We start from the raw sequence: 26,334 nt of genomic DNA, 5'->3' as shown, positions 1-26,334 counted from the left end.
TCTTGCCCTTGCTGCAGAATTAAAGCGTTCAATGTGGCACGGAGAATGGTCTAAACCATCATCGGGCAATATGGGGTGATTGCTCCGGACGAGTGACTCGCCGGTGATTGAGTCTTTGATTGTCATTTGGTCTGCCTCTGTATTAATGGTCACGGCTTGGTCGAGCCTTTTTATCGATTTTTATTTGTGGCTGTAATTACCCTTTTTACATAAAATTTTATCTCTTATTTCCTTTATCGCTTCCTCACCAATTAAACGATACTTACCGTCTTTATCGATGAGTTCAGATGTAGAAATCCCTCTTTTAGCTTGACCCATTAACGGCTTGATTGGTGGGATTGGTTTCCCCTCTTGTATCTGGTTGTAATAAGCGATCAGCTGCTTTTTGATGGATTCCCTAATCTCTTTATCGGACAAGTTATACTGCGTCATGCGTCGCCTTGCCTCTGGAACAATCCAATACATAACCGTTGATTTCCAAGGGAATGCTTCAACGGATGGATATCGCCACTCCATGTTGCTATAGCGCTTCATTTCAGCCATGACCTCACAAACTGAAGGTAGACCCATAGCTTGCATCATTCCCTCGCGACACCAACTGATAAACTTTCCGCAGGATGGGAAAAAATCAGACTCTTGCTGCCTAGCCACACTCATTCCCGCTTTCAATTGCTCAACAGATGTTATGCCATTTTCGATAAACGCCAGTACCCATTGCCGTTTAGTTGCTGAAATATCGTCTTGGTTTGAAAACACAGTATGCTTTGCCGCTGGGAAAATTTGCACTAAGTTATCAAACAGCATATCAACCAACTTTTCCGCATGTTCATTGATTCCAGCAGGTTTATTGATTGGCTGAATTAGGCTCGATAATTTTTTGCCATCTCTGTTTTCAATTGCTGAGAGAAGACTTTTCATAGTGTGTTCTCCCATGCTTCAGGGCTATTCCAATGGGCTTGTGCAGGTAAACAATCTTCACCCTGTGGAATTTCAGCAAATTTTAATACCAGTTTGTCCCACTGTTTTCGAAGTGTGCTTGGGCTAAGAATATTTTTGCACCAAAATGGGTCCTTATTTGCCCTATCAAATAACCGGCAAATCTGCCTGTGCGTTCTGCCGTCAATGGTGCGCATTAACCGTACATCATTGGCCCATAACGCCCAGTTTGGTTCTTTTGGTGGATTGATATCGTCATCAGATGCAGATGCATTTTCGTAAAGTTCAGTCACCCGTTTGGATATCCACTGCGCACAAAGCAAATCATCCGATGTTCCCCATTGTCGTTTCTTTGCACTGAACACAACGGCATCAGGGTGACGAGCCACAAACGAATTATCATTCGTGTTTTCGTCAGGTTGTGAAACGACCGGACAAGAAGGGTTTATATTCTCTGTAGTATTCTCTGTTGTAATCTCTGAAGGATCGAACTGCGGATTTGTTTCACCGCCACCGTCGAATTTGTCTTGTGGCGGCTGTTCATTTTGTTGTTTCGCCAAATCCCCATAGTGACTTTCCCCGATTGCGCTTTGCGCATTTGGGAGATTATCAATAGGTTGCGTCATAATTTGGTCAAGTTGGTCACAATCTATACGGTAATATATTTTGTGTTCTAAACGCCTATCCGTTTCAATTAAAACCCCGCGTTTAACAAGATGCTTTCTGGCGGTGAGTTGTTCGCGATAGCTTAACCCTGTTTCGGCCGTAATATCCTCAGATGACTTATAGACCCCTAATTCAGAATCCGTTTTATCCTGCCAATAAAATATCTGGCTAAAAAATATTACTGCATTGACGCTACCAAAGCGTTTAACTAGACCAGGGTAGTAAGCCACTGGCCGCCCAAAATCGAGTAACAAATCTGATGGTCTCATTTCATACCCCCAGCGCTTTAGCGATAGCGCGGCAAGCGTTCTGGTATTGCTCAGGCGTCAGTTTCTTTAAAAGTAGCTTTTGTTTTTGTTGTTCGTACTGCATGCCAATATTGAGTGCTGCCGCCCTTCTTCCCTCGAAAATATCTTCGATCTGTTGTCTGTCTGCAGGCTTTCCATTCAATAAAAAACCATTACAGTAGGTAATTAATTCAGTCGTTCTTAGCATTGGTCTTGCCTCTTGAATTAGTGCACGCTGGTCGGGCGTGATATTGCATTTAGTGCAGTAATTGCACTATTGATATTTCGTGACATGTCACGTCCCTCAAGTAAAATTTCGGTCATAGCTTCTGCAAATCGCTGTATGGCTACTGATGCTAAATAGTTTTTAGTATCTCCTCTTACTCGGGCTAACCTCGAAGCCGGCAACGCCATTTCAATCGCTGGCATCAGCTCTGCTAATTTCTTCATTGATGCGTTCGAATCGCCTCGTAACCACCGAAATATCTGTTGTCGGTTATTGTTAATCGCTTTCCAATCCGCTTGGCCTCGTTCATCTTCAATCACATGTAAGCGGCTCTGTGATTTGTCTCGTGTGATTTGTAAATACGCACGGCTTATCTCAATCGCCACGTGCTCTTGACCATGTTCTGTAGCCCAGCTCTCAATTTCGGAGCGGACAATATCGATATCAAAACTCATCTCTGCGTCTCCTGTCGCAAAATTGATTATGAATAATCAGTTTTTTAAATTTCTTGTTGATATATTCGCTTTCATACAACTCTCTCATTGCCATTGATGAGCCACGTTGGGTCACAATTTAAAACCTTCGCAATTTCAACAATAAACCGGGGTCTTTTAATAAGACCTGATTCGATTTGCTGAATTGATTGCTGTTTTAGCCCAACTCTGTCTGCAAGTTCTGACTGAGTTAAATGGAGCTCTATACGACGAGTCTTAACTCGTTCAGATAACGTTTCCATCCTCACCTCCTTTTACAATATTTCTTGTATTTAAAAACAAATTAGTTTGTTTGTCAATTACAGGTTTTCTTGTAATTATCCTCTAGAGCTATAAAGGGGTTTATATGTCAATTTCTGAACGCGTAAAAAATAAAAGAATCCTTCTCGGCCTCACTCAAACAGAGTTAGCCGAAACCGTTGGCACTACACAGCAGTCAATAGAGCAATTAGAAAGCGGAAAAACAAAACGTCCTCGCTTTCTACCTGAACTTGCAGCTGCCTTAAAGTGTTCTGTTAGCTGGTTGGTTACAGGAGAAGAAGACAAAAACGATACCCTACCTCCTGAAAATGAATGGGGAGGGATAAAGTCTTGGGATAATAAAACGCCTTTGGATTACGATGAAGTGGAAGTGCCATTCTATAAAGATATTGAATTTGCTTGTGGTACAGGCGGTAGTATTGATGTGGATTACAACGGTTTTAAATTAAGGTTTGCCAAATCAACACTGCGCAAGATTGGTGCCCCTACTGATGGTTCAACAATTATTTGTTTTCCAGCAAGTGGCGATAGTATGGAGCCTGTAATACCAGATGGTTCTGCTATTGCCATTGATGTATCTAATAAAAAAATTATTGATGGAAAAGTTTATGCTATCGATCAAGATGGCTTGAAACGTTTAAAAATGCTTTATCGAAAACCAGGTGGAAAACTTATTATTCGCAGTTATAACCGTGAAGAATACGACGATGAAGAGGCTGATGAAAACAGCGTCATGATTATTGGCAGAATGTTTTGGTATTCTGTTCTTGATTACTAAGGTAACCCTATGGAAAATTTCAAGTTAAAGCTTAAAAATCATGTGGATCATGTAAAACAAGTTGGGCAACATTGCTCAACAGAGGAAACAACTAAACAGGCACTAATATTGCCTTTCCTTGATATCCTCGGCTTTAGCCCTTATGACCCTCAAAAAGTCAAAGCAGAATACGGCGCTGATTTCCCCGGAGTAAAAGCAAATGAGCGTGTTGACTATGCACTATTCTGTCAAGATGTCCCCGTTATGTTTATCGAAGCCAAATGCTATTTTGAAAAATTAGATAACCATTGTCCTCAGCTTTCTCGGTATTTTAACTCCACTCCTGAAGTTACAATCTCAGCAATAACCAATGGGCTAGAGTGGCGTTTTTTCACTGATTTAAAACAAAAAAACGTTATGGACCCTACTCCATTCTTACGCATTAGAATGGATGAAATTAGTGATTCAGACGCAAGCCAATTATTCCGTTTTAGACATGATAAATTCAAACCAGAAGCATTAAGAACACTGGCTGAAGAGAGCGTATATTTATCTGCTTTCACTAAAACCATTAGCTCAAGCCTCAGAGATGTTGATAGTGAATTCGTTCGCTATGTCGCGAGCCGTTCTAATGTTGAAAGACAATTAAATCAGCGTTTTATTGACTCTATTACACCGCTAGTAAAACAAGCCGTTGAGCGTTCTGTTAGTGCAATGGTGGTTTCAGGCTTATCTGGTAAGTTTACTTACGGTGAAGAGCCTGTTGAAGCAGCAGTAGAGGAAACTCAAGAGTCTAATGAATTAAAAGATATTATCGATCCCGATAACCCAAACATTATTACCACAACGACCGAATTAACTTTATTTGAAAAAATAAAGCAGATCACTGGATGTGATGAAATTGAATATAAAGATACTGAGTCTTACTTTGGTGTCCTATATCAAGGCAAGGTTAATCGTTGGATAGTTAGATTCTACGATAAGAAAAATAGCGCTTATATCATGGTTCCTATAGAGATTACTGATCTGCTAGGTAATGAAATAAAGCGTGCAGGTTTAGAATTAACGAATAATCGAATCACCATTCAATCCCCTGAAGATATATTAAGAATAACAGGCATCATTCTTGACTCGTTTGAATACGTAAAAAATGATGAAAACTTCAGAAAAAAATCAGCTAATGAATAAGTTGTATTAGCTCAGATTTGATCTTACATAGCTATGGCACAGAGCTAAATCTAACCTGACAGGGCGCTCTGTGCCAGAAGCAGATGTTAACAAACATTATGAGTCAATTGATTAAGAGATGAAGTATCATGGCTTTTTTGACAGGAATTAGTGATTTTTTAAATAGCATTCCTCAATGGTTATCATCATTTATTACCGCTTTGATCGGCGCATTTGTTGGTGGCTGGTTTACTCTTAAAGGAGTTGACCGCGAGGCTAAGATTACTCGCGCAGAGAACGAAAAAAATTCCCTTGAGTTGCAGTTGTCTGTATTAAAAGGAATTAAGGGCGAGATATTCACTTTAATGAGCCTATATAATAAAAGAATGAAAAATTCTATTGATAGTATTGGGTCAGGAAAAGCACTTCTTTTTAATTTCCCAGTTGGAGATGATAACTTTACATTCTATGAGCAAAACGCAAAAATTATTGCAAAATTAGATGACGATGCAAGAGATTCAATAATTAATATTTACACATATGCTCGTTCGCTAATACAGTCTTTCAAAGGAAACAATCAGCTTCTTGTAGAGTATGAAAAGATCCTTTTTGACATGGCTGATAATAATAAAAATAGAGATATGTATGAAAGATTGCACGCTGAAAAAATCGAAATAATGGTGGATTATGCGCAAGGAATAAAAAATATTGATGCAGAACTTAGATATGCTATCAACGAGGGATTTAGGGTTATTGACCAAGAAATAACGGCACTACAAGTAAAAATAACAAATTTAAAGTCATAAAGGTTACTTCCGCTCTTCGCTCAGACTAGGCTGTCAAGCATAGTTCAAAATCTGTCAGTTCAAGTCTGAACTAGTACAAATAAATTTTAATTTATCTATATCCCCCTTGTTCAATAAAGCACAAGGGTTTTTTGTATGTTCTCTATACTTTCTCCCTCATGTTTTGTTCTCAGTTTAAAGCTCCCTATAACCCATTTGTAGTATTTCCTGCTATTTAAACGTGACCGCCTCCCTGTTTTCACAAAATTAAACAAAATAAATCATCCTGTTAAAACAATTAATTACAATTAAAACCACGATGAAATACAATTTAATACAAATTTAATTGTTTACAGATATACAAGATATTTTGTATATTACAAACATCGAAACAAATACAGCAAGTGTTTAGATAAGTGTTCAGACTTAAAAATTAGCCCACACCAGGGAAACAGTTAGACCAAAACCAGAGGCAAGACCAGACAGCTCGGAAAGACGGGCATTGATTTATAGACGTAAAAAAACCCACCGAAGTGGGTTCCTTTACCTCGGGTCGCCGACCAAAGCTAACCGAGAGTTCTACTAGCGCGACCAAACGCTAGAAGAGGCAAGACCAATGATAAATCACTGATCACAGTTATTTTAAAGGAGCTGCTATGAAAGCACAACCTAAAACCCTAAGTGTCACCTTATACATTCATGCACAGAAGCAACCTGATGGTTCATATCAATTCAACGCCTATGCATTTAAGTCTGATGTGAAATCAGGTTTAGGCTTTGTTATTGCTGAACACGTTACTGAAATTCCTTTTACAGAACCAACCAATGCAGAACTTGTTCAGTTAGAAATCAATGCACTCAAAGCTGAGCAAAGCAAAAATCTTGCTGATGCTCAGGTGAAATCAAGCTTACTGGAAGACCAGATCCAGATGTTGCTCTGTTTGGAAGGCAAACCCATTTCTAAAACTGACGAACAAATCCCTTATTAAGAGGCAAGACCAATGACAACTTTTATCTGTGTATTTGAGCCTACGACCGAGGCTCGAACCAATGGCGCTATACCTTTAACCATCGCTTTCAATGCAGCGAATGCCAAAATTGCGGCAGCAACAGCAATGATTAAGCTATCTGAAGCTTACCCTGATTCTCTGGATAATTTTAATATCGATGAGCCGATTATTTGTGAGGATGCTGTCGGTTCCCCTCGCCCTGCGCTCGATCAGTTCGATGAAAAATTTGCACTTGAAAATGAGTTCGACGGAGAAAAATGGCACCCCATTAAATATAAAGAATTTAAAAAGCTTGCAACTAAACCCCGCGTAGCTGCTTTACTGATGTTTGGTAAAACTCAAATTACTGATAAAGAATACACTTCAACATTGAAATATCTCAATGAAAGTAAAGAAGCGCCAAAAATCCGCCATATCGCCACTGGCCTTGCTGAAATCACCAAAGTTTCATTAATGGATGCCGAAGCCACGATGGAAATCGCGCAGGCGGTTTATGAGTATGCTGACGATAATGTCACTATCGAAGAGGCTAAGGCGCTTGGTGAAAGTTGGTTAACCGAGGAACCTGAACTTCCTCCCGCTGAGGACGAGCCTGTCCTTAAACGTGATTATGCCGCACTTGATCTCGAAATTGCCCTCGCGCTCTTGGACATTAAACCAAGCGATGCAAAAAGTGCAGATATTCGCAAAGCAAAAGAACTCATCAGCGCTGAAGATAAGGCATGGAAACGTTTATCTATGGATTTACGCACATTCCCTAGCGTTCTAGATATCCCTCGCGAAAGCATCTTTGCACTAGTGGCTGAGGCACGCGAAAAGCCCGAACTATTTGATGATGCGAATGCCCGTAAAGCGTTTATCGATTCAAAACTTAGTACCAACAGCCCAAAAGTAACATCTCTCGGTAGTGGCCGTTTCGCTGTTGATAATTTAGATGCTAAGCCGGCTAATGATGAAACACCTGAGCAACCGGCTAAAACAGAGAAACCAAAGCGCGCCAGCAAGAAAAAAGACACACCGGCTAGAGTAGAAAAAGAACCAGTTGTGATTGAGACACCTGTTGTTTCTACGCCAATTGCCACTGAACAAGATGACTTTCAACAACGTGCAGCGATACTTGATGAGGTGCTTAATAGCGGTAATACAAACCACCTTAATATTTGGAAGCAAGTACAACGTACTGATTCACGCTTTACCAAACCACTTGATGGCATGGGCTTTGTTGGTACCAGTATCAACAGCACCTATATGTTTATGCGTGCGACTGAAATATTTGGCCCAATAGGTGAAGGCTGGGGTTATGAAATCATTGAAGAAAAAATGATTGATGGAAAGCCCCTTGTCGAGCCCGTACTCGATGCTCACCATAAACAAGTCGCAATGAGGTTCCTGCGTGATGGGGATGGAACATTACTCTTTGAACAAAATCACTCAATCAAGATCCGCTTTTGGTACATCATCGAAGGCGAAACTCGTGGTGAGTTTGAGAGCTACGGTGCCACACCTTATCGCTATCAGACTAAGCAAGGAATAAGGACGGACAGTGAAGTGATAAAAAAATCACTCACCGACTCAATCAAAAAAGCACTTTCCATGCTGGGCTTTAGTTCTGACGTATTTATGGGAATGCATGATAACCCTGAATATGTGGCGAGTAATAAGCTCGAGTATGAAATCAAAGCCGCCAGCGATAACGCTGAAGATGCGACCCGCATTCGCAAAGAGTTAGACGAGAAGTTCACGCGACACACTGAAACGATGCGCAGTGCAGTGACGCCAAACGAATTACGGGGTATCACATCCACCCTTACCCGTGAAATTTCAACGCATGCCAAGTTGGCCAAACAACGTGGCGACAGTGAATATGAAAAATATTTAAACGGCCGTTTACGTCGATTAAATGAAATTGAAAAAGAGTGTTTAGACCAACTGAAACAAAAAGAAGAGGCAATCTAATGACCAAGACAACTGCTATTGCAATGGCTGCTGACTACAGCAAGTTACAACAACTCGTCGAAACAGGTGAATTCACCGCAGAAGATGTTGCCGATACCTTAGAGGGTATCGAGTGTGAACTAGGCGATAAACTGGATGCAATTATGCTTCATGCCCGTAATTTAGAGGGGCAAGCTAAAACGCTGGATGAAGAATCAAAACGTTTGGCAGACCGTAAAAAATCATTCGAAAACCAAGTTAAAAACCTGAAAAAATATGCATTGGATTGCTTGTTAACATCAGGCAAAGACAAGTTAAAAACCACGAAAAATACCTTTACGGCTCGCGCTGGTGTTGTGCGTGTCATCATCGATAACGAAGCAGCTTTGCCCGATGAATTGGTGGATGTTCAGACCATTACTGCCCCTGATAAAAAGCGTATTAAAGAAGCAATCGAAAATGGTATTGAAATACCTGGTGCTCACTTAGAAGTCGGTGATCGCTCATTGATGGTTCGTTAATCACTTTAGCGCCCAGCAATGGGCGCATATCAGGAGATATTTTTATGGCCATGAAATTAGAAGTCATCATTACTCACGATGAAACTAACAATAAATGCAGCGTTGAGTGGACCACTGCATCGACTCAACAAGTCACTCGCCAAGAAGAACAAACGCTATCACTGGTAAAAAAGGCATTGTTACTTCAACTGGGTTACCCAGCGGCACACACTGTTATCCATTAACATGACATGTCACAAACGAGGCAAGACCAATGCTAAGACACGAACATCAAAAAGACCAGGAAGTCAAAATCACCCTACCCGATGGCTCGCACGGGTTTGTTTCAACAGATAGACGTTGCAAGGTTTCTTATGACTTTCCTGCACATATTAGAATAGAAATACAGCCTACTCAGGCAGAACTACAAAGGAGTAAACAATGATTTATGGTTTATTCCTGCTAAATTGCAGTGGTGCTGATTGTTTATATAAATCTAACGGCTATACCTATCCCGATGAGCAGAATTGTTTAATGGATAAAGACGCCCTAACTCAACGAGGTGTTTTGTCTGAATGCTATCCCATCGAAGCAATTATTCGGGCCAATAATTGATTAAGCATAATTAGTTTTATTCTGCATTTTTTCTTACTGTGGTGGTTTATTCAAAACCAATGGATAACCACCATGAAACAACCACAATTAACCCCTTGGGCACCCGAGGAACAGTTATTAACTGAGTTTGATATTAAGTTAGGCAAGCTAGCTGCCAGTGTAAAAAACAGACCATGTACAAAAGCTAATATCAAGCATGCCTGCAACATTGCTGACCAACTTATTTTATTAATGATGAGGCAAGACCAAGATGAGACAAAATATCACAGAAGGCTATGATTTATTTCTCCGCGACATTAAGCAAGCGGATATGGGAGGAAATTATGTTATATGAATGTTTGCCTATTTCCGCATACTGCAATATGTACGGAGAAACACCAGAGTCCATTAATAAGCGCATACAACGGCAATATTGGATAGTCGGTGTACATGTTTTAAAAGTTGAGGGTTCAAAAGAACGTTGGATTGATATTGCTGAGGTGAATAAGTGGGCGCGAAAAAACAAACAGGCTACGCACTACCAAGAGGGGTGACGGTTCGTAACAACAAAACCAGCCAAACTATTGTTATCACGTTTACTTATAGAGGGGCGCTCTGTAGAGAGCCTCTCTCTAGATTAACCGTCGATAATAAAAACATTAAATACGCTGAAAGGTTGCTCGCTGAAATTCAAAATAACATTGAAAAAGGCACTTTTAACTACGCTAAATATTTTCCTAACTCTAAAAAATTAATGCTTTTTGGTGTTAATAATCGTGAAAAAAGAGTAATTGATTATTTAGATGAGTATTTAATTATTTGCGAAACGCGAAATTTATCACCCTCAACAATTGGGGGTTATAAAAAATGCAAAAGTGCCTTATCTGATTTGCACCAACTACATGTTTCATCACTAACACCGGCGATCCTAAAAAACTGGATACAAAAGCAAACGACAGTATTAAAAACTATCCGTAACCAGCTCTCATTTTTGCGTAGCTCGCTAGATGAAGCCATTACCGATGGGATAGTGTCAATTAACCCAGTAAGCCTTGTATCCGCTTCAAGGTATCAATCAAATAACAGTGACAATGAAAGCAGTTATATTGTTGACCCATTGTCACCTAAAGAAGTCTCTGCCCTACTCGCTGCGGCAAGATATGAACAATGGAAAAACTTATTCCAGTTTGCCATTAATACAGGATTAAGAAGCTCTGAACTATGTGCATTGAGATGGAGCGATATCGATTTCATAGAAAACACTGCACACGTGCAATCCGCCAGCGTGGTGGGTGTTATTAAGAAAACCAAAACTAAAGCCGGCACCAGAAAGGTTGAATTGAATAATGAGGCCATGAACGCCCTAAATGAGCAGAAGCAATTCACGTTCTTGAAAGATGGTGTGATTTTTGAAGACCCAAAAACAAATAAAGCCTGGGCTGGCGCTGATGCGATCAGAAAGAAAGCATGGGTACCAACGCTGAAGAAAGCAGGAATCAGATATCGTAATCCTTATCAAACGAGACATACCTTTGCCACAAGACATATTAGCCAAGGTGCTAATCTGTTTTGGCTAGCTGGACAAATGGGGCATAAGGGGCCTGAAATGTTGTTTAGACATTATGGGGGATATCTTAAGGAATATGATGTGGGTACAGTGAGTCAAAAAGTAACCCGTTCTTTAATCTAGCTTGTGATACCCTCAGCTATTCTAGATGAATTTGCTATAGATAAACAAGCTGAACTGTATTATTAAATTTACAAAAATAATATAGTAACTATGTGAAATACTTAATAGAATGTTATGGTAAATAAAATGAATATCTATTATTTAAATGACCATTCCTTATTTGGAAATTAGTTGACACATGGACTATTATGAAATGACTACTGAAAAAGATGACAATGATATCATTCTAAAAAAAAATGCGATAGAGAAAGATGATAGTGGAAATATTATAATAAACGGGAAAATTCTAATAGATAATCAAGAATTTGATGGTTTAGTAATTTACTCATATGAAATTATACCTAATAACTATCATGACCTTATTCAAATGAATGAAAGCAATAAAATTACAATTAAATTATTTAATGTAAGAGCAAAAGGCATAGATGGTGAATTCAGGGCAAGGCTAAATATAGACATGGGTTCTACTCATAACCATTTTCTTTTAGTTAAGAATGGGTGGATTCCATGCATCTTCATGAAAAAAAATACTTTACTATTTGCTGATAGAAATGTTATATCGAAAATACAATATAGATATTTTTTAAACAAAAAAAAAGACACAACATATGATTATTTCGACAGTATGTTTCTACCTAGAAACCAATTAACTATAGACTTAACCCTTTGGTCTTTAGAGGCAAATGAGAAAAGAATACCATCAGCCGATATTATTGATAACCAGTTAATTATTGCAAAAAACATATTGAAATTAGCACTACCAGATATTGCAATATCTGAATATCCTAATGGGAATAAATATTACCATGAGTTATCAAATTACTTAAAAAACATCATCGAAAAAAGAATGAATTTTCTCATTAAGGTCGCCCCCACTATAAATCGAAATTTTACAGAAAAAACCAGAGATACTATCGTAGAAAAAATATTTTTGCTAGCTGATGAATTTAAATTAAAGCGAGCAGATATTGCAGTTGTTTTGGTCTTTTTAAGAGTTAATTTAGTTAAACCTGAGGGTGAGAAATCAAACCTTGCAACTGAAGTAATAAAAGAATCTCAAACCTATGGTTTAAATGAAGCTTATAATACAGCTTGTGATTTGAGTGCTATAGAATTATTAGTCAATATGATAAGAAAGAGCGAAAAAGAAAATTCTCCTTATAATATTGCTTTTCTTTCTGAGGATAAGGGGCTAATAAAATTAGGATCATTAGTCATGAATTATAAAAATGATAAAACCGATGGAAAAAATGTAACAATATCATCATCATTTCCACGTGATATATTTGCTAATGACACTAAATTTGCTGAGCTTATTAGTCGCTATATAGTTCCTTCAGAGTGACTACACTATAACCCTAAAATGCACGTTAAATGCACACCACATAACTGAGCTATAAATATTCCTTCATAATCAAATAATTAAAAAATTACGGACGCTGGTTCAACTCCCGCCAGCCTAATTAATTGATTTATAACGAGTTTCAAACCATTTCATGTTGAAATTGTGCTGTAGGATGTACTGCATGACGACATTAAAGCTCTCCCACTACCTCTACTATCGAACCAATACATGATAGTTTCGTAAAACCATCCCGACCATTAGCCTTAATCTTCAATAGCCAATATAATCACTGGCAAGCCCTATATTCAGGAACCACGGAAACGGTCAAGGAATACATTGTCTTTTTCCAGCAGCAACTTAGGTTATTAGTCAACGCATGGCGGCAGCGTGAAATAGATGATTTTCATCTGAATATTGATAAGAGAATTGATGAACTCAGACGGGGGCTTACAAACTATTTCACCTCAATCATTAATGGAATTACCAATAGCTTGCAACTACTCAATAAATATCAATTCAGCTCCCTCACAGGGAGTTGAATTCAAAGTAAACATCAATAACTATTTATTATTCAATTTTCTTAAAAGAATTAGGCTTTTTTTACCATCACACTAAATTAATTATCCTTTGCTGAAATATATAATAGTTTTCATGTTAAGCCTTGCAAACATAAAAACATGATTCATTAGGTAGAAGTCTTATACCATGCATTATTTACCTGTTCGGCAATAATATTTATCGTTTTTACCTGATAGGGAGCACAACTAACTACATCGACCGAATCTAAATCAAATATTGCGATGTTATAGCCCTCATCTCCGAAATGGCTTTTAGATGCTATTGCATCATACCCAGCACTGCGAAAAAGCTCAGCCAGTATTTGAGTCGGTGCGTAATTAGCCTTATCATCCGACCGCGTAACTGGCGTTGAAAATGCGTTATCAATATCAGTCCAAACAGCTTTCTCTTTCTGTTGTGCTGTAAGCTCTTTTACACCGAGTATATAACTAAAAATAGGCCCAGAAAGTGAGGACTTACCATGACCAAGCGAAAGATCGAGTACCCTCAATGGAGATAAAAGTTTGCATGTTGCTAAAGAAACATTAGCACCGACCCAAGGCCGCACTTCAGAAATCGCAGTCCTTACTGTTGTACCTACATATAGCACTGGAATGCCTGAGGGATTTGCACGCCCTTCTTTGGCTCTATCAACCAAAGGCTTCATACGAGAAGCTCTAAAACCTAACATATTCTCTTCGATCCAGTTGCCATCATTATCGGTCCTATCACAAAGATCTATACCAAGCTGAGCCCTGTAAAAAATGCTCCCCCTCTTTCAACTCACGATCTCGTCCCTTGATTGTAGCTAGAACAGTATCAAGGAATACATTCTGCTCTTTACTTAAGATGTAACGGCTGGTCTTGCGAACATAGTCTGCGAATTGTGAATAACTGTCCTAACAAGCAAACTCAGACTGATGAATTAAATTCTTCTTACTAACAGCCATATACGAACCCGCTAAACAAAATTTCTGTTTGTAAATTTCTCAGTCTAATACATATTATTGATTCTGTTAAATCCCCTATCTATTCAATTGATGTAAAACACAAATAACCGACTCATTTAACATTAATAGCTTCAGTAACCAACACTGTAAAGCTAATCACAAGGAATAAATACTATTGGAATATCAATATTCTTTGCCTATCAAAACCATGGTTACTTGCAAAACTAAGATATTCATTTAATAACTCTGGTGGCATAGTTGGAGTACGCGATAGTACCCATAGATAATCTTTATTAGGTCCAACAACTAATGAATATTGATAGTTATCATCTAGCTTAATAATATTATAGCCGCCGTAAAAGGGCCCAAAGAATGAAACCTTTAAAGCCCCAGTATCCGAGGATTCAACAAAGTAAGCTTTCCCTATACTCTCTTTCCATTTTTTGCTTTCAGAATTCCATCCTCTATTCACTACTTTTACACCTCCGTCATCACGAAGAGAATAGTTAGCAGAGACTTTACTTAATCCTTTTTCAAATCGATTATCTATTCTCGCTACTTCATGCCATTCGCCAAGGTAACGTGATAAATCAAACTTCTCAACAGGTGATATATCTTTTGGCACTTTAACGCTACATCCGTTAAGTAGAAGCATACTTAAAAACATAAAAATTGACTTCACTCGCATGGTAACTCCGTTGAATATTTCTCGATGAGATACTATCCTACAAAAAATTTGTGACGTTACCTAACCAATTAGGTAAGGCTATTGATGATAATAACAAAAGAAAACCAAATAATAAGTATTGAAAAACATAAAGCATACGGATAAATAGCTCTTTTAATATCATAGAGTATACCCTTTATTGCTAATGTAGATTGATCGCCCAAAATAAGTACTAACACTTAAAATATAGCAGCTCATTTTCATTTGTCAGGTATCACTAACTACGGCAATTACACATAAAAATGAGGGTTTAACCCCAATCTTACTGCTGTATACAGCTAGAAATAGTCATCGAATTGTTCTGCTATAATTAAAAATGATCTTTTGAAACTTATAACTTCAAACTTTAAAGGAAGACAATATGTTAAAAAAAATCAGTTTCCTCATCTGCTCATTAGTTGTTGCTTTCACATTAACTGCCTGTAATACCACTAAAGGTGTTGGTGAAGATATAGAAGCAGGAGGAGAAGCAATACAAAGAGCAGCCCAGTAAACATTAATGCTCTTATTTCAAATGCTAGAGGGTATATTTATTTTGAATCCTCTAGTATTTCCTTATTCATTTAACGAGACTCCAATTTGTATTTTCTTTTCCGTATTTGCTTACACTTTATTCATGTAAAACATTTATAAATATGTCTATGCTGATAGTGTGTTCTAAACTATTGTATCAGTTTATTTTGCCTCGATATTTGGGGCTTTTCTTTGCTTTTCAATTTTTTTATAAATAAAGGCCATCAGCTATTAACTGAAGGCCTAAGAAACTACAAAAAATCAGATTTTAATAATGCCACTTTCAAAATATAACTATATTAATTTTAAAATACACTTTCTAACATAATGGTTTTTCCAAAAAATCATTATCATCAAGTATCCATAATGGCTCCATATTACTATCTTTTTTGATAACTAATGATGGGTCTGAACGTAAACATGCTCCACCATAGTGACCTCCGACAGTAAATGTGCAGACTTGAATAAAACGCCCTGCAACGTTTGGCAAGCACCATAATTGTTGGTAAATATTTTCCTGTTTATCAAATTGGCCAGAAGTCTCATCTAAAATCGTGTCGCACTCACCTATCAAACCGATATTGTCACCACAGCGGCCTGCTATTGGCTTTATTGCATAACCACTCGAGCGTAACTCGTCACTGATATCAAAACTTGTATTCAAAAGATAGGGATGATAGGGAAATAACGACCAAAGAATAGGTAATATCGCTTTATTACTTGGAATGACTGTCCATAAAGGCTCAAAGACACGAATCTCAGGCTTTAATAATACATCAACTAGTCTGACGTCATTATATTCTGAGTGTCCGGTACGAATTTGTAGCGCTGAATGCTCATAGTCTTTCTCACATTCCTGCCGAATTTGCTCAAGAGCAGTTTCCCACGCCCATGTTTTCCAAACACACTCTAATATACGGCCATCACTATCAACGACTTGACCTGTTTCATTCCAAAATAATTCGTCTAAACCATGAATAATTTTATAATCGAATCCCGCTTCAGTAATTGCATGCGCCATGTATTGCGAATGATAATCTTCTTCACTATCTACATCCTGCATAATATGAATAAACGGTTTAGCTGAAGAATGTTCCCATGTACTAGAAAGTAATTCAGTTAAGTAACCACTTGGGTTTTTGCCATCTTTCAGCTGCCCTACTTTTGCCCACTTATCAATAATTACCCCTGCCTCTGTATGACAAGAAGCTGAATCCGCATTATATTCATAGACTTTTAACCCTCGCTCATCCAAACAAAAGTCTAATCTTCCTGTGATCATATCATGACGCCGATTCTTCCAGGATAAACGTATGCGAGGCCAAAGAATTTCTGGAATATTAAAAAGTTTCAATAAGTTATCACTCTTTAATACTTTTTCTGTCGCATGCAGATACATAAGATGAACTTCATTGGTTGCTTGTATCAGTTTATTTTCAGCGGTACTAGATATTGTAAAATATTCATGAAGAGCGCTATTTAGCGCGCGACCTTGTCTAGCTTGAATATATTTATTTTCTATGGGATTTGAGCTATTCAACCATTCGTTATTATAGTCAATCTTATTATCTATTTTAGCAGCATGAATCTTTAGCAACTCAGGATTAGTATACGGGCCTGAATAAGCATGCTCATCACTATCTGTTTGTATCATCCATCCCAAAATTTTAGTGTTTGGGAAAGTATCTGATAGTGTATATCTTCCTTTATCTCTTTTCAGAGACAATTCTCTTGTCCACTGCTGGCCTATGGGCAATTTATGGTGAATGACATTTTGCTCAGCGATACGAACTTTATCATCATAAACCTTGGTGATAATTGCTATATGGCCTGTTTTATTAAACTCACCCCCCTCATCCCAAATTAACAATGACCCCGCGGCAGGCTTAACAGGACTCCCATTAACAAAAGCTTTTAACGGTAAAATGTCATCATCAACTACGTGTCGTAGAAAGCGCAGAGAAAATATTTCATAGGCCATACCAACATCACTAAAAACAGTACCGTAATTGAGGTATAAAAAACGGCGAGCAAACTCAACGCATTGCCATTTATAGCCCATATATTCATTGCCAATATAACTTCGAAAAGAAATATCTTTTTTATTTTCCACATTAGGCAATGAATCATAATCTGATGAGTATATTGCTACGCCTCCTGGAGCATATCCGAGTAAAGTTCCAAAAGGTTCGTATTCACTACTTAATAACCCCATGTTATAGCTCCATCTTAATAATAAATACATGCTAGCCATAACTATCAGTGTACGCCTATAAAATATGAAAAATCCATTTTTTTGATATAAGAAACTTATCAATAGTTAGTTAAATAAAAGCAACCTGTTAGCACAAAAAAGCTCCCAAGAGAGATCGCCATTTATAGCAACAGTTCCGATGCTCCCTTCTGTGGGTTCTTAGTGTTTTAAATATGTCTGCTATATACCGGGTGAAAAGTGGTTTGATTACTATCTTTACAAAACAATGAGTTCTTTTATTTTCACTTTCAAAAAATGACCTATTTAGCGGTATAACTATTTACAAGAGTTACCCTCAGTTAAATAGACCATCCCTTTTAAGCCCCAATCTAGGGGCTATTTTTTTGCCTTTAAAAAGCCTCTGTTTTCTTAAAAGCTCGCTGTTGTTGTCTTACACAGCCATCAATTTAAAATATTTGGAAATACTTTTGCGTATTTTGAAATACCAACTATATTTAAGGCGATATTTAATTGTATAAAGCAACATATTTAGCCCAACGCTGTGTGGGCTTTTTTTATCCATACAATTTCTGGTACTATAACTTTTAAGGCTCTCACCATTACAGAATCAAGATAAAATCACGTTTTCAAAATATGAACCTTATACACAACCTCCCGATCACAACCATACTTATCGTTACCTCCCTATTTCTTTGCGTTGTATTTATTCTTATTAGTGATAACTATCAAGCAGACGTGACAACTCTATTCTTTAAAGCTTTTATATATCTACTTGCAGCTATCTCCTTCTTAAACTTACTTTTTTTAATTAGAACTTTCATTGGCTGGAACTAATGTAAGCACTCCGTTCTAATGTAATCTTGCAAATACAAAGTTTGTTTTTCGTTCTCAACTATCATTTTTCTGAGACGCCAATAATCTTGTTCAGCTGCTTCACTAAGTCGTGCGGAGCTTTCATTGCCTCCGCTTTCGAAGGTATTCGCTTCGGGTTTTGGACATTTGGCGTTGACGTACACGCGCTTAGTACCATTACTAACATCATTGCGCAGCTTATCAATTTCAGCTTTTGCATTTGAGAGATCCATTGTGTGAGTTTTGTCGAGTTCGTGAAGTGAGTTAATACGTTTTTGGTAATCCTCATTAATTTTGACCTGCTCTGTCAACTCAACGAGTAGTCCGGCATTTTTGGTATTTAACTCACCTATCCTCTCGTGTTGTTTCCACATTCCCCATATGGCCACCCACGCAGCGATATATAACAATGCACTGACTGTATTCATGGTATCCACTATATAGATAATTAAAAGTTAACTTGCCGACTTTTGTAGTGTTCTATAACTTTCTGGCGCGTTTTTCTAAACTGGCTTTATCAATACCGCATGTATTGTCAGTGAGTCTGTTGGCGCCAAATACAATCATTGATATCGCGAGTAACATAAAGCAAATTACTACCACTATAAGTTTCCATAACATATAGCCGCCTCCGCTTCTCTGCGATTACCTCATCGTTATAGAAGATAAAGAAGCCGTACTGACCAGCTTTATTGATTACTTTGCACTTCACGCTTAACCTTTGATAGCATCAAGAATAGCCCTTTAAAAACAGGATAGACAGTATGCATAAAAACAAAGCTATATTAGTATGTTTTGTTATCGCTTTAGTAACAGCTTGTTCATCAAACACTAAACCCCAAACTAAGTCAGATACTTGCGAGATAAAAATGGATACTCCCGAAGGTAACTTGCCTGGGAAAATAGAGCAGTCCAGTGGAAATAGTCCCGAATGTAAAGCGATTGAAAGAGCTATAGATAAAGCTATCTAACATATGAATTAGACAGAAGCTAGTAAGCGAGTTTTCATTGCAGAAAAGCCCCAATCATGGGGCTTATTAAAAATTTACAGCTATTTATTGATAATGGTTACTCGCTTTACATCAACTTCTAATGAAGCCCACTCTTTATCAATTTCACCATCTAAACGAACTTTTGTTTCAGGTGTCACAACCTGTCCACGCCAGCGCCTATCATCAATATCTACAGCAATTGAGCCAGTACTATCTTTAAATTCGTAAAGCTCTTTACCAATCTGTTTAACAATATGACCTTCAAGTGAAACCCATGCATCATCAGGAAGCTCTTTCGCTTGAACGACAGTTGTTACTGCTTGAGCTGTTGCAACAAACCCACCTTTTGAACCAACAGAACCATCATTCGAAACAAATCCACCAGCATGGTTATTAGCTAATACGCCAAATGAAGCTGCTGATAATACGAGCGCAATAACTGTCTTATTCATAATAATTCCTTTTGTCTGTTAATTTTTTATAGTTTATCAATTAAACCTTAACAGAATCTTAAGGCAAATAATTAACACTTTAGATCGGTTATTGCACATAGCAGCACATGTAACTCTGACCAATCGTGACAGAAAATCTTATGTTTATTTTAACTATAAAAAAGACCGCCTAGGCGATCTTTTATGAATAACTGATATAGCTCAGATGAAAAGTTTAACCTGACCATAAGTTTATTAAAGATTAAGAGTGAACATCATTCTCTACTCAGCGTCTTTTTCTTTAGTTAAACAATAACGCAAGTTTTGCCTAATAGCTTCAATAGACCAAATCCAAAAAGCAGTTCCAACAAACTCAGATATTAGTGCTTGATAACCAGCAGTCCAAAGCCAGCCAGACAATCCTAATAATGGTACAACTAAGCCATGAGCAAAAACAGAAACACCGATACCAAAACATATACCGTGTAATAATTTCACCTTAGGTAAGTATTCAGCGATAACACAATATATAACTGCAATAACTATCGAAAATAATATATGAACACCATTCCCGCCCCAATTAATACTATATCCCATCCAATGATAAGTCATAGTATCTATATTTAGCCCAAGCTTTTCTAACAAGACAATGGGAGGTGGGGTTGTTTCTAGCGTTCTCGGTGGAATCAAACCTTCAAAGCCAGATTTAACTAAAGCGGAAAATATACCCGCAATAATACCAACATATATTGCTATACAAATATGCCTAGAGCTTTTCTTTGTCAATTTAAATAGATCAATCATTATACATACACGCCTTATGAATAGATATTATGAATATAGTAGAGAAAAGGGCGATTGTTTATTATTAGTATAATTATTATTTTTAATGTGTTGGGATGCTTGAAGCATAGTAACAAAAGATGGCTCATTAAATATAAATAAAAAATCAACGACAATAAAAAATTCAATCGATACCCCTGCTCAGATCCCTGAGTAATTGTCATAGGGTTTAGCCAGTCAGCCTTGACATGCACCAGAATGAAAAAGTAACTCCCAACTTTGCGTGTGGATTTCAAGAACGGCAGACCTACCACTTGAAATTACTTTATCGTTATAGAGAAAAATTGAAGATATATTTTTATTATTTCAATAATCCGACACATAATAGCCATCAAAAAACAACATTCAAATAATGATTATTTTGCTTTTTAAAATAATAAGTTATATTAAAATAAGCATTAGGCAAGTCTCACTAAAAACAATGAGGATATTTTATGAAAAAAATATTATTTGCTAGCATCATTGCAACATCGTTAATGACCACTTCAGCTTTCGCCGCAACAGATGCAAAACCTGTATCTCAATGGACATGCGAAGATTTCTTAGCAATCGATGATGCATTTTATCCAACAGCAATTGGTGCTGCTGAGATTATTACCCAGAAAGGTAAGGTAGAAGACCCTACTTTAGATATTAGTGGTATTGCAACATCCACTCCGTTAATTGTTGAAGCTTGCGAAAAAGCTCCCAAAGAATCATTTATTCAAAAAGTCGAAGCTCATTTGAAAAAAATGTAATCTAAAGACCCCACCCCTCTGGTGGGGTTTTCTTTTATTGTGCATAACTACACATGTAACTATGAACAATCGTAACAGCAAGTCTTATGTTTGTTTTAGGTATAAAACCTGACATTACTGACGGGTCTATAACACGTGTAATATGATATATTTATACTTCGGGATGCTATTCTTTTCAAGACTCACCGATCTGCATTAGTTCAATTTGTATCCATACTCTTCACATTGTTCAATAACACTGCGATACTTATATTCATTATCACCAACCAGAACAACTCTACGTAAGTCAATGTTACCTACAGGCTCAGGCATTGATGTGATGAAAGGGATTGTTTCTTTATTGGATTTAGCGACTAAACCGCAATATGCATCATACGGATTAGCAATCATTTTACCGAGTTTGAACTTTGCAGATATTGGTAATTTAAGGTGGTTTTTTATTAGGCTAACTACCTTTGCTTCTTCTTCCTTATTTAGACCTCTCTCTGCTGCTAAAGCACTGCTTGATACAGCCATAATTGAGATGGCTAGTACTACTGAGAATAATTTACTCATTTAATTACCCCCTCATTAAATATGAACATCAGATATCTATTTAATTTAGATAGATAATATTATTAAAGATTAAATAATGAGGCAATAAAAAACCCCGCTTAATGAATCATCCAACTTTATGGGGTCAGATCACATCGCAAGGTTTCATTCTATAAGTTAGGTGACAACGTATTCACTCTTATCACAATAACATCGAATTTACGTAGCGCACTAGTACTTTTTATGAATATATTGGATGTAAAAAAGCCCGCGATTGCAGGCCTTGAATTGGTTTTATGCGACTAGTTATAGAATGTCCATTTTCGGAAAAAAATAAGCCAGTTCCGGACAAAATGCAACACTCTATACCAGTGAGTGCAAGTATTTTTTATCGTACAGTCCAGCTACCACGTATAGGGCGAGCAAAAGATGCTAAAACTGCAATGAGACATATTTCTATAGATACAGCCCAATAAATATGTCCTAAAATCTCGCTAACTAATTCATAACCATTTAAATTCCAGAGCCAACCAACTTTACCCTCATTATATGAGGGATGACGAAATCCAAATAATGGGATCATTATTCCATGAGCAAATATTGTGATCAAAACACCATATAATACACCATAAAACATTCGAATTTTAGGCAGATAAGCTGATATAAAGACGTATACAAAAGCGAACGCAAAACTAAATAACCAATGGTATAAGGTTACAGCACCACCGACCAATGATCCCTGATAAAAATAATCAAGAGAATGAGAATTGATGCCTAACCAACTAAACCACGCATCAATATTCGCTGCTGGTGGTGATATTTCACCTGCAACTCTCGGGGGCATATTCACTTCAGAGCCCCATTTAACTAATGAGCTAATGAAGCCACCAATAATAGTTCCCCAAACAACTATCTTTAAATTTATCTTATTACTCCACATAAATACCACCTCATGTAAATTTACAAGTTTTTATTTTTACACCAAATAACATTAAATTTACAGTTTTAAAATAATTTGAATTTAATTAATTACTAAAACTATTTAATTGTTCGACTAAATGCTTGTTCTGCCATACTTTCCTCAACAAAACACTTACTTATCAATATTTCATAGAACGGCTTCCAATTTCTACGCCATGTTCTTTCATTAAGGTCAGGTACTAAATGTCTTATTGCTTTAAATGCTACAGATGACGGTACACGATTGAAGCCACGCCCAGCACAACGAGAACAATCTTTATAAACTGGTGTCACTTGTAATTCACTCTGAACTTCATCTAAGACCTTGCCCTCCCTTTACAACGACAACGGTTTATTAATTGGCTCTTACTATTACATGACTCACAAATCACTTTTTTAGTTTCCACAACATCGCGCTCTGTATTGGTATATCGCTTGGGCTGGCTCTTGGAAAATGACGGAAAAATAGCTTCCCTCGTTGAATACTTTGTTGTAGTAATTTTTTTATCAAGCATTCCTTTCCCACTACATGCTGAACACTGGCAAACCGAACCTGCTGATCGAGCGTAATCCTCAAAAGTCATTTTAGACAGAACAATTAAACAGTAGCCCAATTTATTGCCAGCAGCTTTGCGAACTAATTTAGGCGCTATTTTTAGCGCATATTGAGTCAAGCCCTCCACGGTAGAAAATTTACCCTCTTCACTGACATCATTTTTAGCCAGAAAGGCTGTCATCCCAAACTTAGCTAGTGATTCGGTCATCCCGATCGCAGCCATAATATCAGTACCCGTTAAACGGTCTGGTGACGTACAACTGGCTGAGTCACTAAATGTGGGTGACTTAGGATGGAAGTTCTTTAGTGCATTTACTAATTTCATGCTGCCCGCCTATAAATCATCCCACTGAGTACGTAATGTTTTCGGACATTGAACGTTCTTTTTCCAGAATGCATCTTGGCTAACACGTTTATAGAATTGGCAAATCTCCTTGTGAGTGCGCCCGTCTTGGTTAACCATCAAGCGAACATCGTTAGCCCACTCTGTGAAATTTGACTCTTTCGGCTCTTGCAGTCCAAGCTCTTTGAATACTTCACACTTGCGGCTAAACAGCCATTCAGCGCACTTAAGGTCATCCGCAGATCCCCATTTCTGTAAGTTAGTCCTATAAATCACTACCTCTGGGTAACGATTTAAAAAATCAATTTTTGACTAATCGCTGGATTCGTTAGAATTCTGCGATGAAGGATTAGTTACTGATGGATCTTGTTTTGAAGTTACTGACGGATCACCCCCAGATTCTGACGGGTCAGGTTTTGAGGGAACAGATTTTGACGGGTCAAAATCTGCTAGTTGAGGAAATGCAATACGTGCCGCTGAAGCCAGCTTCTCAACATTCAGTTGATAGATATTACTGGCATTACGGTTGCCTTTACGACGCTTCTCTATAGATAACCAAATGCGGATTGGTATTAACCCTATCCACTTTCTAACTACCCTGAATCAAAACAGGTTTTCACAACACTAAAACGGATTTTATCTATTTTATACTAAATGTTATTAATTTTATCGAACACTCAACATCCAAAAAAAACAAAAATAAAATTAATTACAATAACTTACCTAACTGTAAAACTTTTGCAATATTATATGCCGCTTGTTGCACGTTCTCCGCCCCCTGCTTTAATGCCTCATCTAACGGGCTTAATCTTGGCAAAATACTGAAAAAAGCATCGATACCTTCTTGGTGTAGTGCTTCAACGCCTTTACCTAATACACCACTTAATGCAATAACAGGGACATTGTGTTTGGCCGCAACCTTGGCTATTCCTAAAGGCGCTTTCCCCCCTGCCGTTTGCCCATCCATGCTACCTTCCCCCACAATAACCAAATCGGTATCAAAGATTTCTTGCTCTAACTTCACTGCATCAATAACGATATCAATGCCGGGTTTAAGCTTAGCATTCATAAATGCAGCGGCAGCAACAGATATCCCACCAGCAGCACCTCCGCCAGATAAATGCCTAAAATCATGCCCTTTAATTTGTTGGATAAGCTCAGCAAAACGATTTAAACCTTTTTCCAATTCCAATACCATTGAAGCCGTTGCCCCTTTTTGTGGCCCGAATATCATCGCAGCACCCCGCTCTCCAACCAGAGGATTATCTACATCACAAGCCACTTCGATCATACAGTGTTGCAATTGAGGAGATAGACTTGACGTATCAATCGTTGCGATATGATTTAAAACTTCACCGCCCAAACCAAGTTTATTTTGTTGATTATCATAAAAAACAACACCTAGGGCTTGAAGCATACCGACACCACCATCAACGGTTGCGCTACCGCCAATCCCTAAGATGATTTTTTTCACCCCTTTTTCAAGCGCATCTTGAATTAGCTGACCTGTTCCGTAACTCGTCGTCAGCATTGGATTACGCTGCTCTGGACTAACTAGCATTAATCCGCTGGCCTGAGCCATTTCAATAACAGCGGTTTCGCCATTGTGTAATAAACCATAGTAAGCACTTACCATATCCCCTAATGGGCCTTTAACCTCAAGTGATACTCGCTCACCACCTGCGGCTGCAATCAATGCATCAACAGTTCCTTCACCACCATCAGCAATCGGTAAACAAAGGTATTGGGCATCAGGGAATACACTTTTAAATCCTTTAGTTATGGCATTTGCGGCACATTCTGCACTCATGCTTTCCTTGAAAGAATCAGGGGCTATGATAATTTTCATATATGGCTACCTATAGAACGGTTAAGTAATCAGTTAAATAATATTGTTAATTTCGAAAAATATTATCGGTTATCAAAATACACATTCATTTTTACAAATGCGCGCATATTACTGATAAATAGATTAGCTTATTAAATTGAGAGAATTATATTCAGCACCACTTTCTAAAAAACGTTTTAGCACTGAGTATAGCCATTAACTTCTATTCGTCATTGTATCAAAAAAAAATAATTGATAAAGATTTAATTGGAAAAATTTTCCAATTATTTTTTCATAAAAAAATCAATAAGCTGCATTTAAATCAAAAATAATAAAGCATTAAAACAAACTTAAAATGAATCAAACTTCATTAAAATCAAGAAGAAATAGAGTAAATTAACTTAAATTGAACAAAACATCTCAAAAAAAATACAAAAAAAGAAATAATAAAAAACTAAATATTTTATAACGCATTGTTTATTATGTTATTTTGTCAAAAAAAGCGCTCCAGATCTATTTTTTGGAAAAATTTTTTAAATTTATATTGCATCCATCAGTTAACGGTGGCTATATTGAGTTCAAGAATTAATTCCTGGGTAGTCAATATAATTAATTAAACTGACGCTAATAACTATATATAAA

Annotated in this window: 30 protein-coding genes and 1 pseudogene; 14 read left to right on the top strand and 17 right to left on the bottom strand. The window is 37.4% G+C overall.

The window, feature by feature from the left end:
* Positions 1-180: 180 nt before the first annotated feature.
* The 5 genes from FVA72_RS07440 to FVA72_RS07420 all read right to left on the bottom strand — a co-directional run bounded on the left by FVA72_RS07440 (position 181) and on the right by FVA72_RS07420 (position 2,851).
* Entirely contained in the window at positions 181-918 is a 738-nt protein-coding gene (locus FVA72_RS07440; protein ID WP_165119670.1) for a replication protein P, read from the bottom strand.
* Positions 915-1,871, bottom strand: coding sequence for a hypothetical protein (locus FVA72_RS21985; RefSeq protein WP_110592084.1), 957 nt, complete (start codon positions 1,869-1,871; stop codon positions 915-917). Before FVA72_RS21985 ends, FVA72_RS07440 begins: the two co-directional genes overlap by 4 nt.
* Before the next feature lies 1 nt (position 1,872).
* On the bottom strand, positions 1,873-2,097 hold the full coding sequence (locus FVA72_RS07430) for a hypothetical protein (RefSeq protein ID WP_110592085.1): 225 nt from the start codon (positions 2,095-2,097) through the stop codon (positions 1,873-1,875).
* Between the two features lie 17 nt (positions 2,098-2,114).
* Complete coding sequence (locus tag FVA72_RS07425) at positions 2,115-2,570, bottom strand: toxin YdaT family protein (RefSeq protein ID WP_110592086.1); 456 nt, start codon at positions 2,568-2,570, stop codon at positions 2,115-2,117.
* Between the two features lie 71 nt (positions 2,571-2,641).
* Complete coding sequence (locus FVA72_RS07420) at positions 2,642-2,851, bottom strand: helix-turn-helix domain-containing protein (protein WP_110592087.1); 210 nt, start codon at positions 2,849-2,851, stop codon at positions 2,642-2,644.
* 104 nt (positions 2,852-2,955) lie between these two features.
* On the opposite strand from FVA72_RS07420, the gene FVA72_RS07415 reads away from it, so the two are divergent.
* From FVA72_RS07415 to FVA72_RS07365, 11 genes are all read left to right on the top strand, one after another.
* Positions 2,956-3,648, top strand: a complete 693-nt coding sequence (locus tag FVA72_RS07415; RefSeq protein WP_110592088.1) for an XRE family transcriptional regulator — start codon at positions 2,956-2,958, stop codon at positions 3,646-3,648.
* A gap of 9 nt (positions 3,649-3,657) precedes the next feature.
* A complete protein-coding gene (locus FVA72_RS07410; RefSeq protein ID WP_110592089.1) occupies positions 3,658-4,815 on the top strand; it encodes a type I restriction endonuclease in 1,158 nt (385 codons plus the stop codon).
* A gap of 128 nt (positions 4,816-4,943) precedes the next feature.
* Positions 4,944-5,600: a hypothetical protein gene (locus FVA72_RS21655; protein ID WP_110592090.1), complete on the top strand. Its 657-nt coding sequence runs from the start codon at positions 4,944-4,946 to the stop codon at positions 5,598-5,600.
* A 635-nt stretch (positions 5,601-6,235) separates the two neighbouring features.
* Positions 6,236-6,568, top strand: coding sequence for a hypothetical protein (locus FVA72_RS07400; protein WP_110592091.1), 333 nt, complete (start codon positions 6,236-6,238; stop codon positions 6,566-6,568).
* 12 nt (positions 6,569-6,580) lie between these two features.
* Positions 6,581-8,545 (top strand): hypothetical protein, encoded by a 1,965-nt coding sequence (locus FVA72_RS07395; protein ID WP_110592092.1) that lies wholly within the window; start codon positions 6,581-6,583, stop codon positions 8,543-8,545.
* Entirely contained in the window at positions 8,545-9,045 is a 501-nt protein-coding gene (locus FVA72_RS07390; protein WP_042844832.1) for a siphovirus Gp157 family protein, read from the top strand. Before FVA72_RS07395 ends, FVA72_RS07390 begins: the two co-directional genes overlap by 1 nt.
* 44 nt (positions 9,046-9,089) lie before the next feature.
* Positions 9,090-9,269 carry a hypothetical protein gene (locus tag FVA72_RS07385; protein ID WP_110592093.1) on the top strand — a complete coding sequence of 60 codons (180 nt, stop codon included), beginning with the start codon at positions 9,090-9,092 and terminating at the stop codon, positions 9,267-9,269.
* A 442-nt stretch (positions 9,270-9,711) separates the two neighbouring features.
* Positions 9,712-9,918: a hypothetical protein gene (locus tag FVA72_RS21980; RefSeq protein WP_110592094.1), complete on the top strand. Its 207-nt coding sequence runs from the start codon at positions 9,712-9,714 to the stop codon at positions 9,916-9,918.
* A gap of 44 nt (positions 9,919-9,962) precedes the next feature.
* Positions 9,963-10,172, top strand: a complete 210-nt coding sequence (locus FVA72_RS07375) for an excisionase (RefSeq protein ID WP_068445436.1) — start codon at positions 9,963-9,965, stop codon at positions 10,170-10,172.
* On the top strand, positions 10,127-11,308 hold the full coding sequence (locus FVA72_RS07370; protein ID WP_110592095.1) for a site-specific integrase: 1,182 nt from the start codon (positions 10,127-10,129) through the stop codon (positions 11,306-11,308). Before FVA72_RS07375 ends, FVA72_RS07370 begins: the two co-directional genes overlap by 46 nt.
* Positions 11,309-11,501: 193 nt before the next feature.
* Positions 11,502-12,653 carry a hypothetical protein gene (locus tag FVA72_RS07365; RefSeq protein ID WP_137018936.1) on the top strand — a complete coding sequence of 384 codons (1,152 nt, stop codon included), beginning with the start codon at positions 11,502-11,504 and terminating at the stop codon, positions 12,651-12,653.
* 685 nt (positions 12,654-13,338) lie between these two features.
* Here the strand turns inward: FVA72_RS07365 and FVA72_RS07360 are convergent.
* A complete protein-coding gene (locus FVA72_RS07360; RefSeq protein ID WP_206535591.1) occupies positions 13,339-13,902 on the bottom strand; it encodes an RES family NAD+ phosphorylase in 564 nt (187 codons plus the stop codon).
* 431 nt (positions 13,903-14,333) lie between these two features.
* Entirely contained in the window at positions 14,334-14,849 is a 516-nt protein-coding gene (locus FVA72_RS07355) for a lipocalin family protein (protein WP_004261469.1), read from the bottom strand.
* A 400-nt stretch (positions 14,850-15,249) separates the two neighbouring features.
* Here FVA72_RS07355 and FVA72_RS07350 point away from each other — a divergent pair, with 400 nt between their 5' ends.
* Positions 15,250-15,381 carry an entericidin A/B family lipoprotein gene (locus FVA72_RS07350; RefSeq protein WP_004261473.1) on the top strand — a complete coding sequence of 44 codons (132 nt, stop codon included), beginning with the start codon at positions 15,250-15,252 and terminating at the stop codon, positions 15,379-15,381.
* A gap of 339 nt (positions 15,382-15,720) precedes the next feature.
* Here the strand turns inward: FVA72_RS07350 and gss are convergent, their stop codons facing one another.
* The 3 genes from gss to FVA72_RS07335 all read right to left on the bottom strand — a co-directional run bounded on the left by gss (position 15,721) and on the right by FVA72_RS07335 (position 19,089).
* Positions 15,721-17,616 (bottom strand): bifunctional glutathionylspermidine amidase/synthase, encoded by a 1,896-nt coding sequence (gene gss, locus FVA72_RS07345; RefSeq protein WP_110592098.1) that lies wholly within the window; start codon positions 17,614-17,616, stop codon positions 15,721-15,723.
* Positions 17,617-18,446: 830 nt separating this feature from the next.
* On the bottom strand, positions 18,447-18,896 hold the full coding sequence (locus tag FVA72_RS07340) for a lysis protein (RefSeq protein WP_004261480.1): 450 nt from the start codon (positions 18,894-18,896) through the stop codon (positions 18,447-18,449).
* Between the two features lie 52 nt (positions 18,897-18,948).
* Positions 18,949-19,089, bottom strand: a complete 141-nt coding sequence (locus FVA72_RS07335; RefSeq protein WP_165119623.1) for a hypothetical protein — start codon at positions 19,087-19,089, stop codon at positions 18,949-18,951.
* A 143-nt stretch (positions 19,090-19,232) separates the two neighbouring features.
* On the opposite strand from FVA72_RS07335, the gene FVA72_RS07330 reads away from it, so the two are divergent.
* Entirely contained in the window at positions 19,233-19,439 is a 207-nt protein-coding gene (locus FVA72_RS07330) for a hypothetical protein (RefSeq protein WP_004261484.1), read from the top strand.
* Positions 19,440-19,519: 80 nt separating this feature from the next.
* Here the strand turns inward: FVA72_RS07330 and FVA72_RS07325 are convergent, their stop codons facing one another.
* Together FVA72_RS07325 and FVA72_RS07320 are read right to left on the bottom strand one after the other, a co-directional pair.
* Positions 19,520-19,912, bottom strand: coding sequence for a YgiW/YdeI family stress tolerance OB fold protein (locus FVA72_RS07325; RefSeq protein ID WP_110592099.1), 393 nt, complete (start codon positions 19,910-19,912; stop codon positions 19,520-19,522).
* A gap of 261 nt (positions 19,913-20,173) precedes the next feature.
* Positions 20,174-20,695: a YagU family protein gene (locus tag FVA72_RS07320; protein ID WP_004261490.1), complete on the bottom strand. Its 522-nt coding sequence runs from the start codon at positions 20,693-20,695 to the stop codon at positions 20,174-20,176.
* A 473-nt stretch (positions 20,696-21,168) separates the two neighbouring features.
* On the opposite strand from FVA72_RS07320, the gene hdeA reads away from it, so the two are divergent.
* Entirely contained in the window at positions 21,169-21,471 is a 303-nt protein-coding gene (gene hdeA, locus FVA72_RS07315) for an acid-activated periplasmic chaperone HdeA (RefSeq protein ID WP_004261494.1), read from the top strand.
* Positions 21,472-21,666: 195 nt separating this feature from the next.
* Here the strand turns inward: hdeA and FVA72_RS07310 are convergent, their stop codons facing one another.
* From FVA72_RS07310 to FVA72_RS07290, 5 genes and pseudogenes are all read right to left on the bottom strand, one after another.
* Positions 21,667-22,026, bottom strand: coding sequence for a hypothetical protein (locus FVA72_RS07310; protein WP_004261497.1), 360 nt, complete (start codon positions 22,024-22,026; stop codon positions 21,667-21,669).
* 367 nt (positions 22,027-22,393) lie between these two features.
* Positions 22,394-22,945, bottom strand: a complete 552-nt coding sequence (locus FVA72_RS07305; RefSeq protein WP_004261499.1) for a YagU family protein — start codon at positions 22,943-22,945, stop codon at positions 22,394-22,396.
* Positions 22,946-23,043: 98 nt separating this feature from the next.
* Positions 23,044-23,846: pseudogene (locus FVA72_RS07300) on the bottom strand (antitermination protein).
* A gap of 9 nt (positions 23,847-23,855) precedes the next feature.
* Positions 23,856-24,140: a hypothetical protein gene (locus FVA72_RS07295; RefSeq protein WP_243154745.1), complete on the bottom strand. Its 285-nt coding sequence runs from the start codon at positions 24,138-24,140 to the stop codon at positions 23,856-23,858.
* A 433-nt stretch (positions 24,141-24,573) separates the two neighbouring features.
* A complete protein-coding gene (locus FVA72_RS07290) occupies positions 24,574-25,713 on the bottom strand; it encodes a glycerate kinase (protein WP_004261517.1) in 1,140 nt (379 codons plus the stop codon).
* Positions 25,714-26,334: the final 621 nt, after the last annotated feature.

It is taken from the genome of Providencia sp. PROV061, from assembly GCF_011045655.1.
GTDB lineage: Bacteria > Pseudomonadota > Gammaproteobacteria > Enterobacterales > Enterobacteriaceae > Providencia > Providencia hangzhouensis.
The sequence above is the reverse complement of the archived record's forward strand: the minus strand, read 5'-3'. Positions and strand labels throughout refer to the sequence as shown.

What these genes read in the sequence shown, in the direction of transcription:
- FVA72_RS07440 (WP_165119670.1), bottom strand. Translation starts at nt 918, where the DNA reads ATGAAAAGTCTTCTCTCAGCAATTGAAAACAGAGATGGCAAAAAATTA.
- FVA72_RS21985 (WP_110592084.1), bottom strand. Translation starts at nt 1,871, where the DNA reads ATGAGACCATCAGATTTGTTACTCGATTTTGGGCGGCCAGTGGCTTAC.
- FVA72_RS07430 (WP_110592085.1), bottom strand. Translation starts at nt 2,097, where the DNA reads ATGCTAAGAACGACTGAATTAATTACCTACTGTAATGGTTTTTTATTG.
- FVA72_RS07425 (WP_110592086.1), bottom strand. Translation starts at nt 2,570, where the DNA reads ATGAGTTTTGATATCGATATTGTCCGCTCCGAAATTGAGAGCTGGGCT.
- FVA72_RS07420 (WP_110592087.1), bottom strand. Translation starts at nt 2,851, where the DNA reads ATGGAAACGTTATCTGAACGAGTTAAGACTCGTCGTATAGAGCTCCAT.
- FVA72_RS07415 (WP_110592088.1), top strand. Translation starts at nt 2,956, where the DNA reads ATGTCAATTTCTGAACGCGTAAAAAATAAAAGAATCCTTCTCGGCCTC.
- FVA72_RS07410 (WP_110592089.1), top strand. Translation starts at nt 3,658, where the DNA reads ATGGAAAATTTCAAGTTAAAGCTTAAAAATCATGTGGATCATGTAAAA.
- FVA72_RS21655 (WP_110592090.1), top strand. Translation starts at nt 4,944, where the DNA reads ATGGCTTTTTTGACAGGAATTAGTGATTTTTTAAATAGCATTCCTCAA.
- FVA72_RS07400 (WP_110592091.1), top strand. Translation starts at nt 6,236, where the DNA reads ATGAAAGCACAACCTAAAACCCTAAGTGTCACCTTATACATTCATGCA.
- FVA72_RS07395 (WP_110592092.1), top strand. Translation starts at nt 6,581, where the DNA reads ATGACAACTTTTATCTGTGTATTTGAGCCTACGACCGAGGCTCGAACC.
- FVA72_RS07390 (WP_042844832.1), top strand. Translation starts at nt 8,545, where the DNA reads ATGACCAAGACAACTGCTATTGCAATGGCTGCTGACTACAGCAAGTTA.
- FVA72_RS07385 (WP_110592093.1), top strand. Translation starts at nt 9,090, where the DNA reads ATGGCCATGAAATTAGAAGTCATCATTACTCACGATGAAACTAACAAT.
- FVA72_RS21980 (WP_110592094.1), top strand. Translation starts at nt 9,712, where the DNA reads ATGAAACAACCACAATTAACCCCTTGGGCACCCGAGGAACAGTTATTA.
- FVA72_RS07375 (WP_068445436.1), top strand. Translation starts at nt 9,963, where the DNA reads ATGTTATATGAATGTTTGCCTATTTCCGCATACTGCAATATGTACGGA.
- FVA72_RS07365 (WP_137018936.1), top strand. Translation starts at nt 11,502, where the DNA reads ATGACTACTGAAAAAGATGACAATGATATCATTCTAAAAAAAAATGCG.
- FVA72_RS07360 (WP_206535591.1), bottom strand. Translation starts at nt 13,902, where the DNA reads ATGTTAGGTTTTAGAGCTTCTCGTATGAAGCCTTTGGTTGATAGAGCC.
- FVA72_RS07355 (WP_004261469.1), bottom strand. Translation starts at nt 14,849, where the DNA reads ATGCGAGTGAAGTCAATTTTTATGTTTTTAAGTATGCTTCTACTTAAC.
- FVA72_RS07350 (WP_004261473.1), top strand. Translation starts at nt 15,250, where the DNA reads ATGTTAAAAAAAATCAGTTTCCTCATCTGCTCATTAGTTGTTGCTTTC.
- gss (WP_110592098.1), bottom strand. Translation starts at nt 17,616, where the DNA reads ATGGGGTTATTAAGTAGTGAATACGAACCTTTTGGAACTTTACTCGGA.
- FVA72_RS07340 (WP_004261480.1), bottom strand. Translation starts at nt 18,896, where the DNA reads ATGAATACAGTCAGTGCATTGTTATATATCGCTGCGTGGGTGGCCATA.
- FVA72_RS07335 (WP_165119623.1), bottom strand. Translation starts at nt 19,089, where the DNA reads ATGTTATGGAAACTTATAGTGGTAGTAATTTGCTTTATGTTACTCGCG.
- FVA72_RS07330 (WP_004261484.1), top strand. Translation starts at nt 19,233, where the DNA reads ATGCATAAAAACAAAGCTATATTAGTATGTTTTGTTATCGCTTTAGTA.
- FVA72_RS07325 (WP_110592099.1), bottom strand. Translation starts at nt 19,912, where the DNA reads ATGAATAAGACAGTTATTGCGCTCGTATTATCAGCAGCTTCATTTGGC.
- FVA72_RS07320 (WP_004261490.1), bottom strand. Translation starts at nt 20,695, where the DNA reads ATGATTGATCTATTTAAATTGACAAAGAAAAGCTCTAGGCATATTTGT.
- hdeA (WP_004261494.1), top strand. Translation starts at nt 21,169, where the DNA reads ATGAAAAAAATATTATTTGCTAGCATCATTGCAACATCGTTAATGACC.
- FVA72_RS07310 (WP_004261497.1), bottom strand. Translation starts at nt 22,026, where the DNA reads ATGAGTAAATTATTCTCAGTAGTACTAGCCATCTCAATTATGGCTGTA.
- FVA72_RS07305 (WP_004261499.1), bottom strand. Translation starts at nt 22,945, where the DNA reads ATGTGGAGTAATAAGATAAATTTAAAGATAGTTGTTTGGGGAACTATT.
- FVA72_RS07290 (WP_004261517.1), bottom strand. Translation starts at nt 25,713, where the DNA reads ATGAAAATTATCATAGCCCCTGATTCTTTCAAGGAAAGCATGAGTGCA.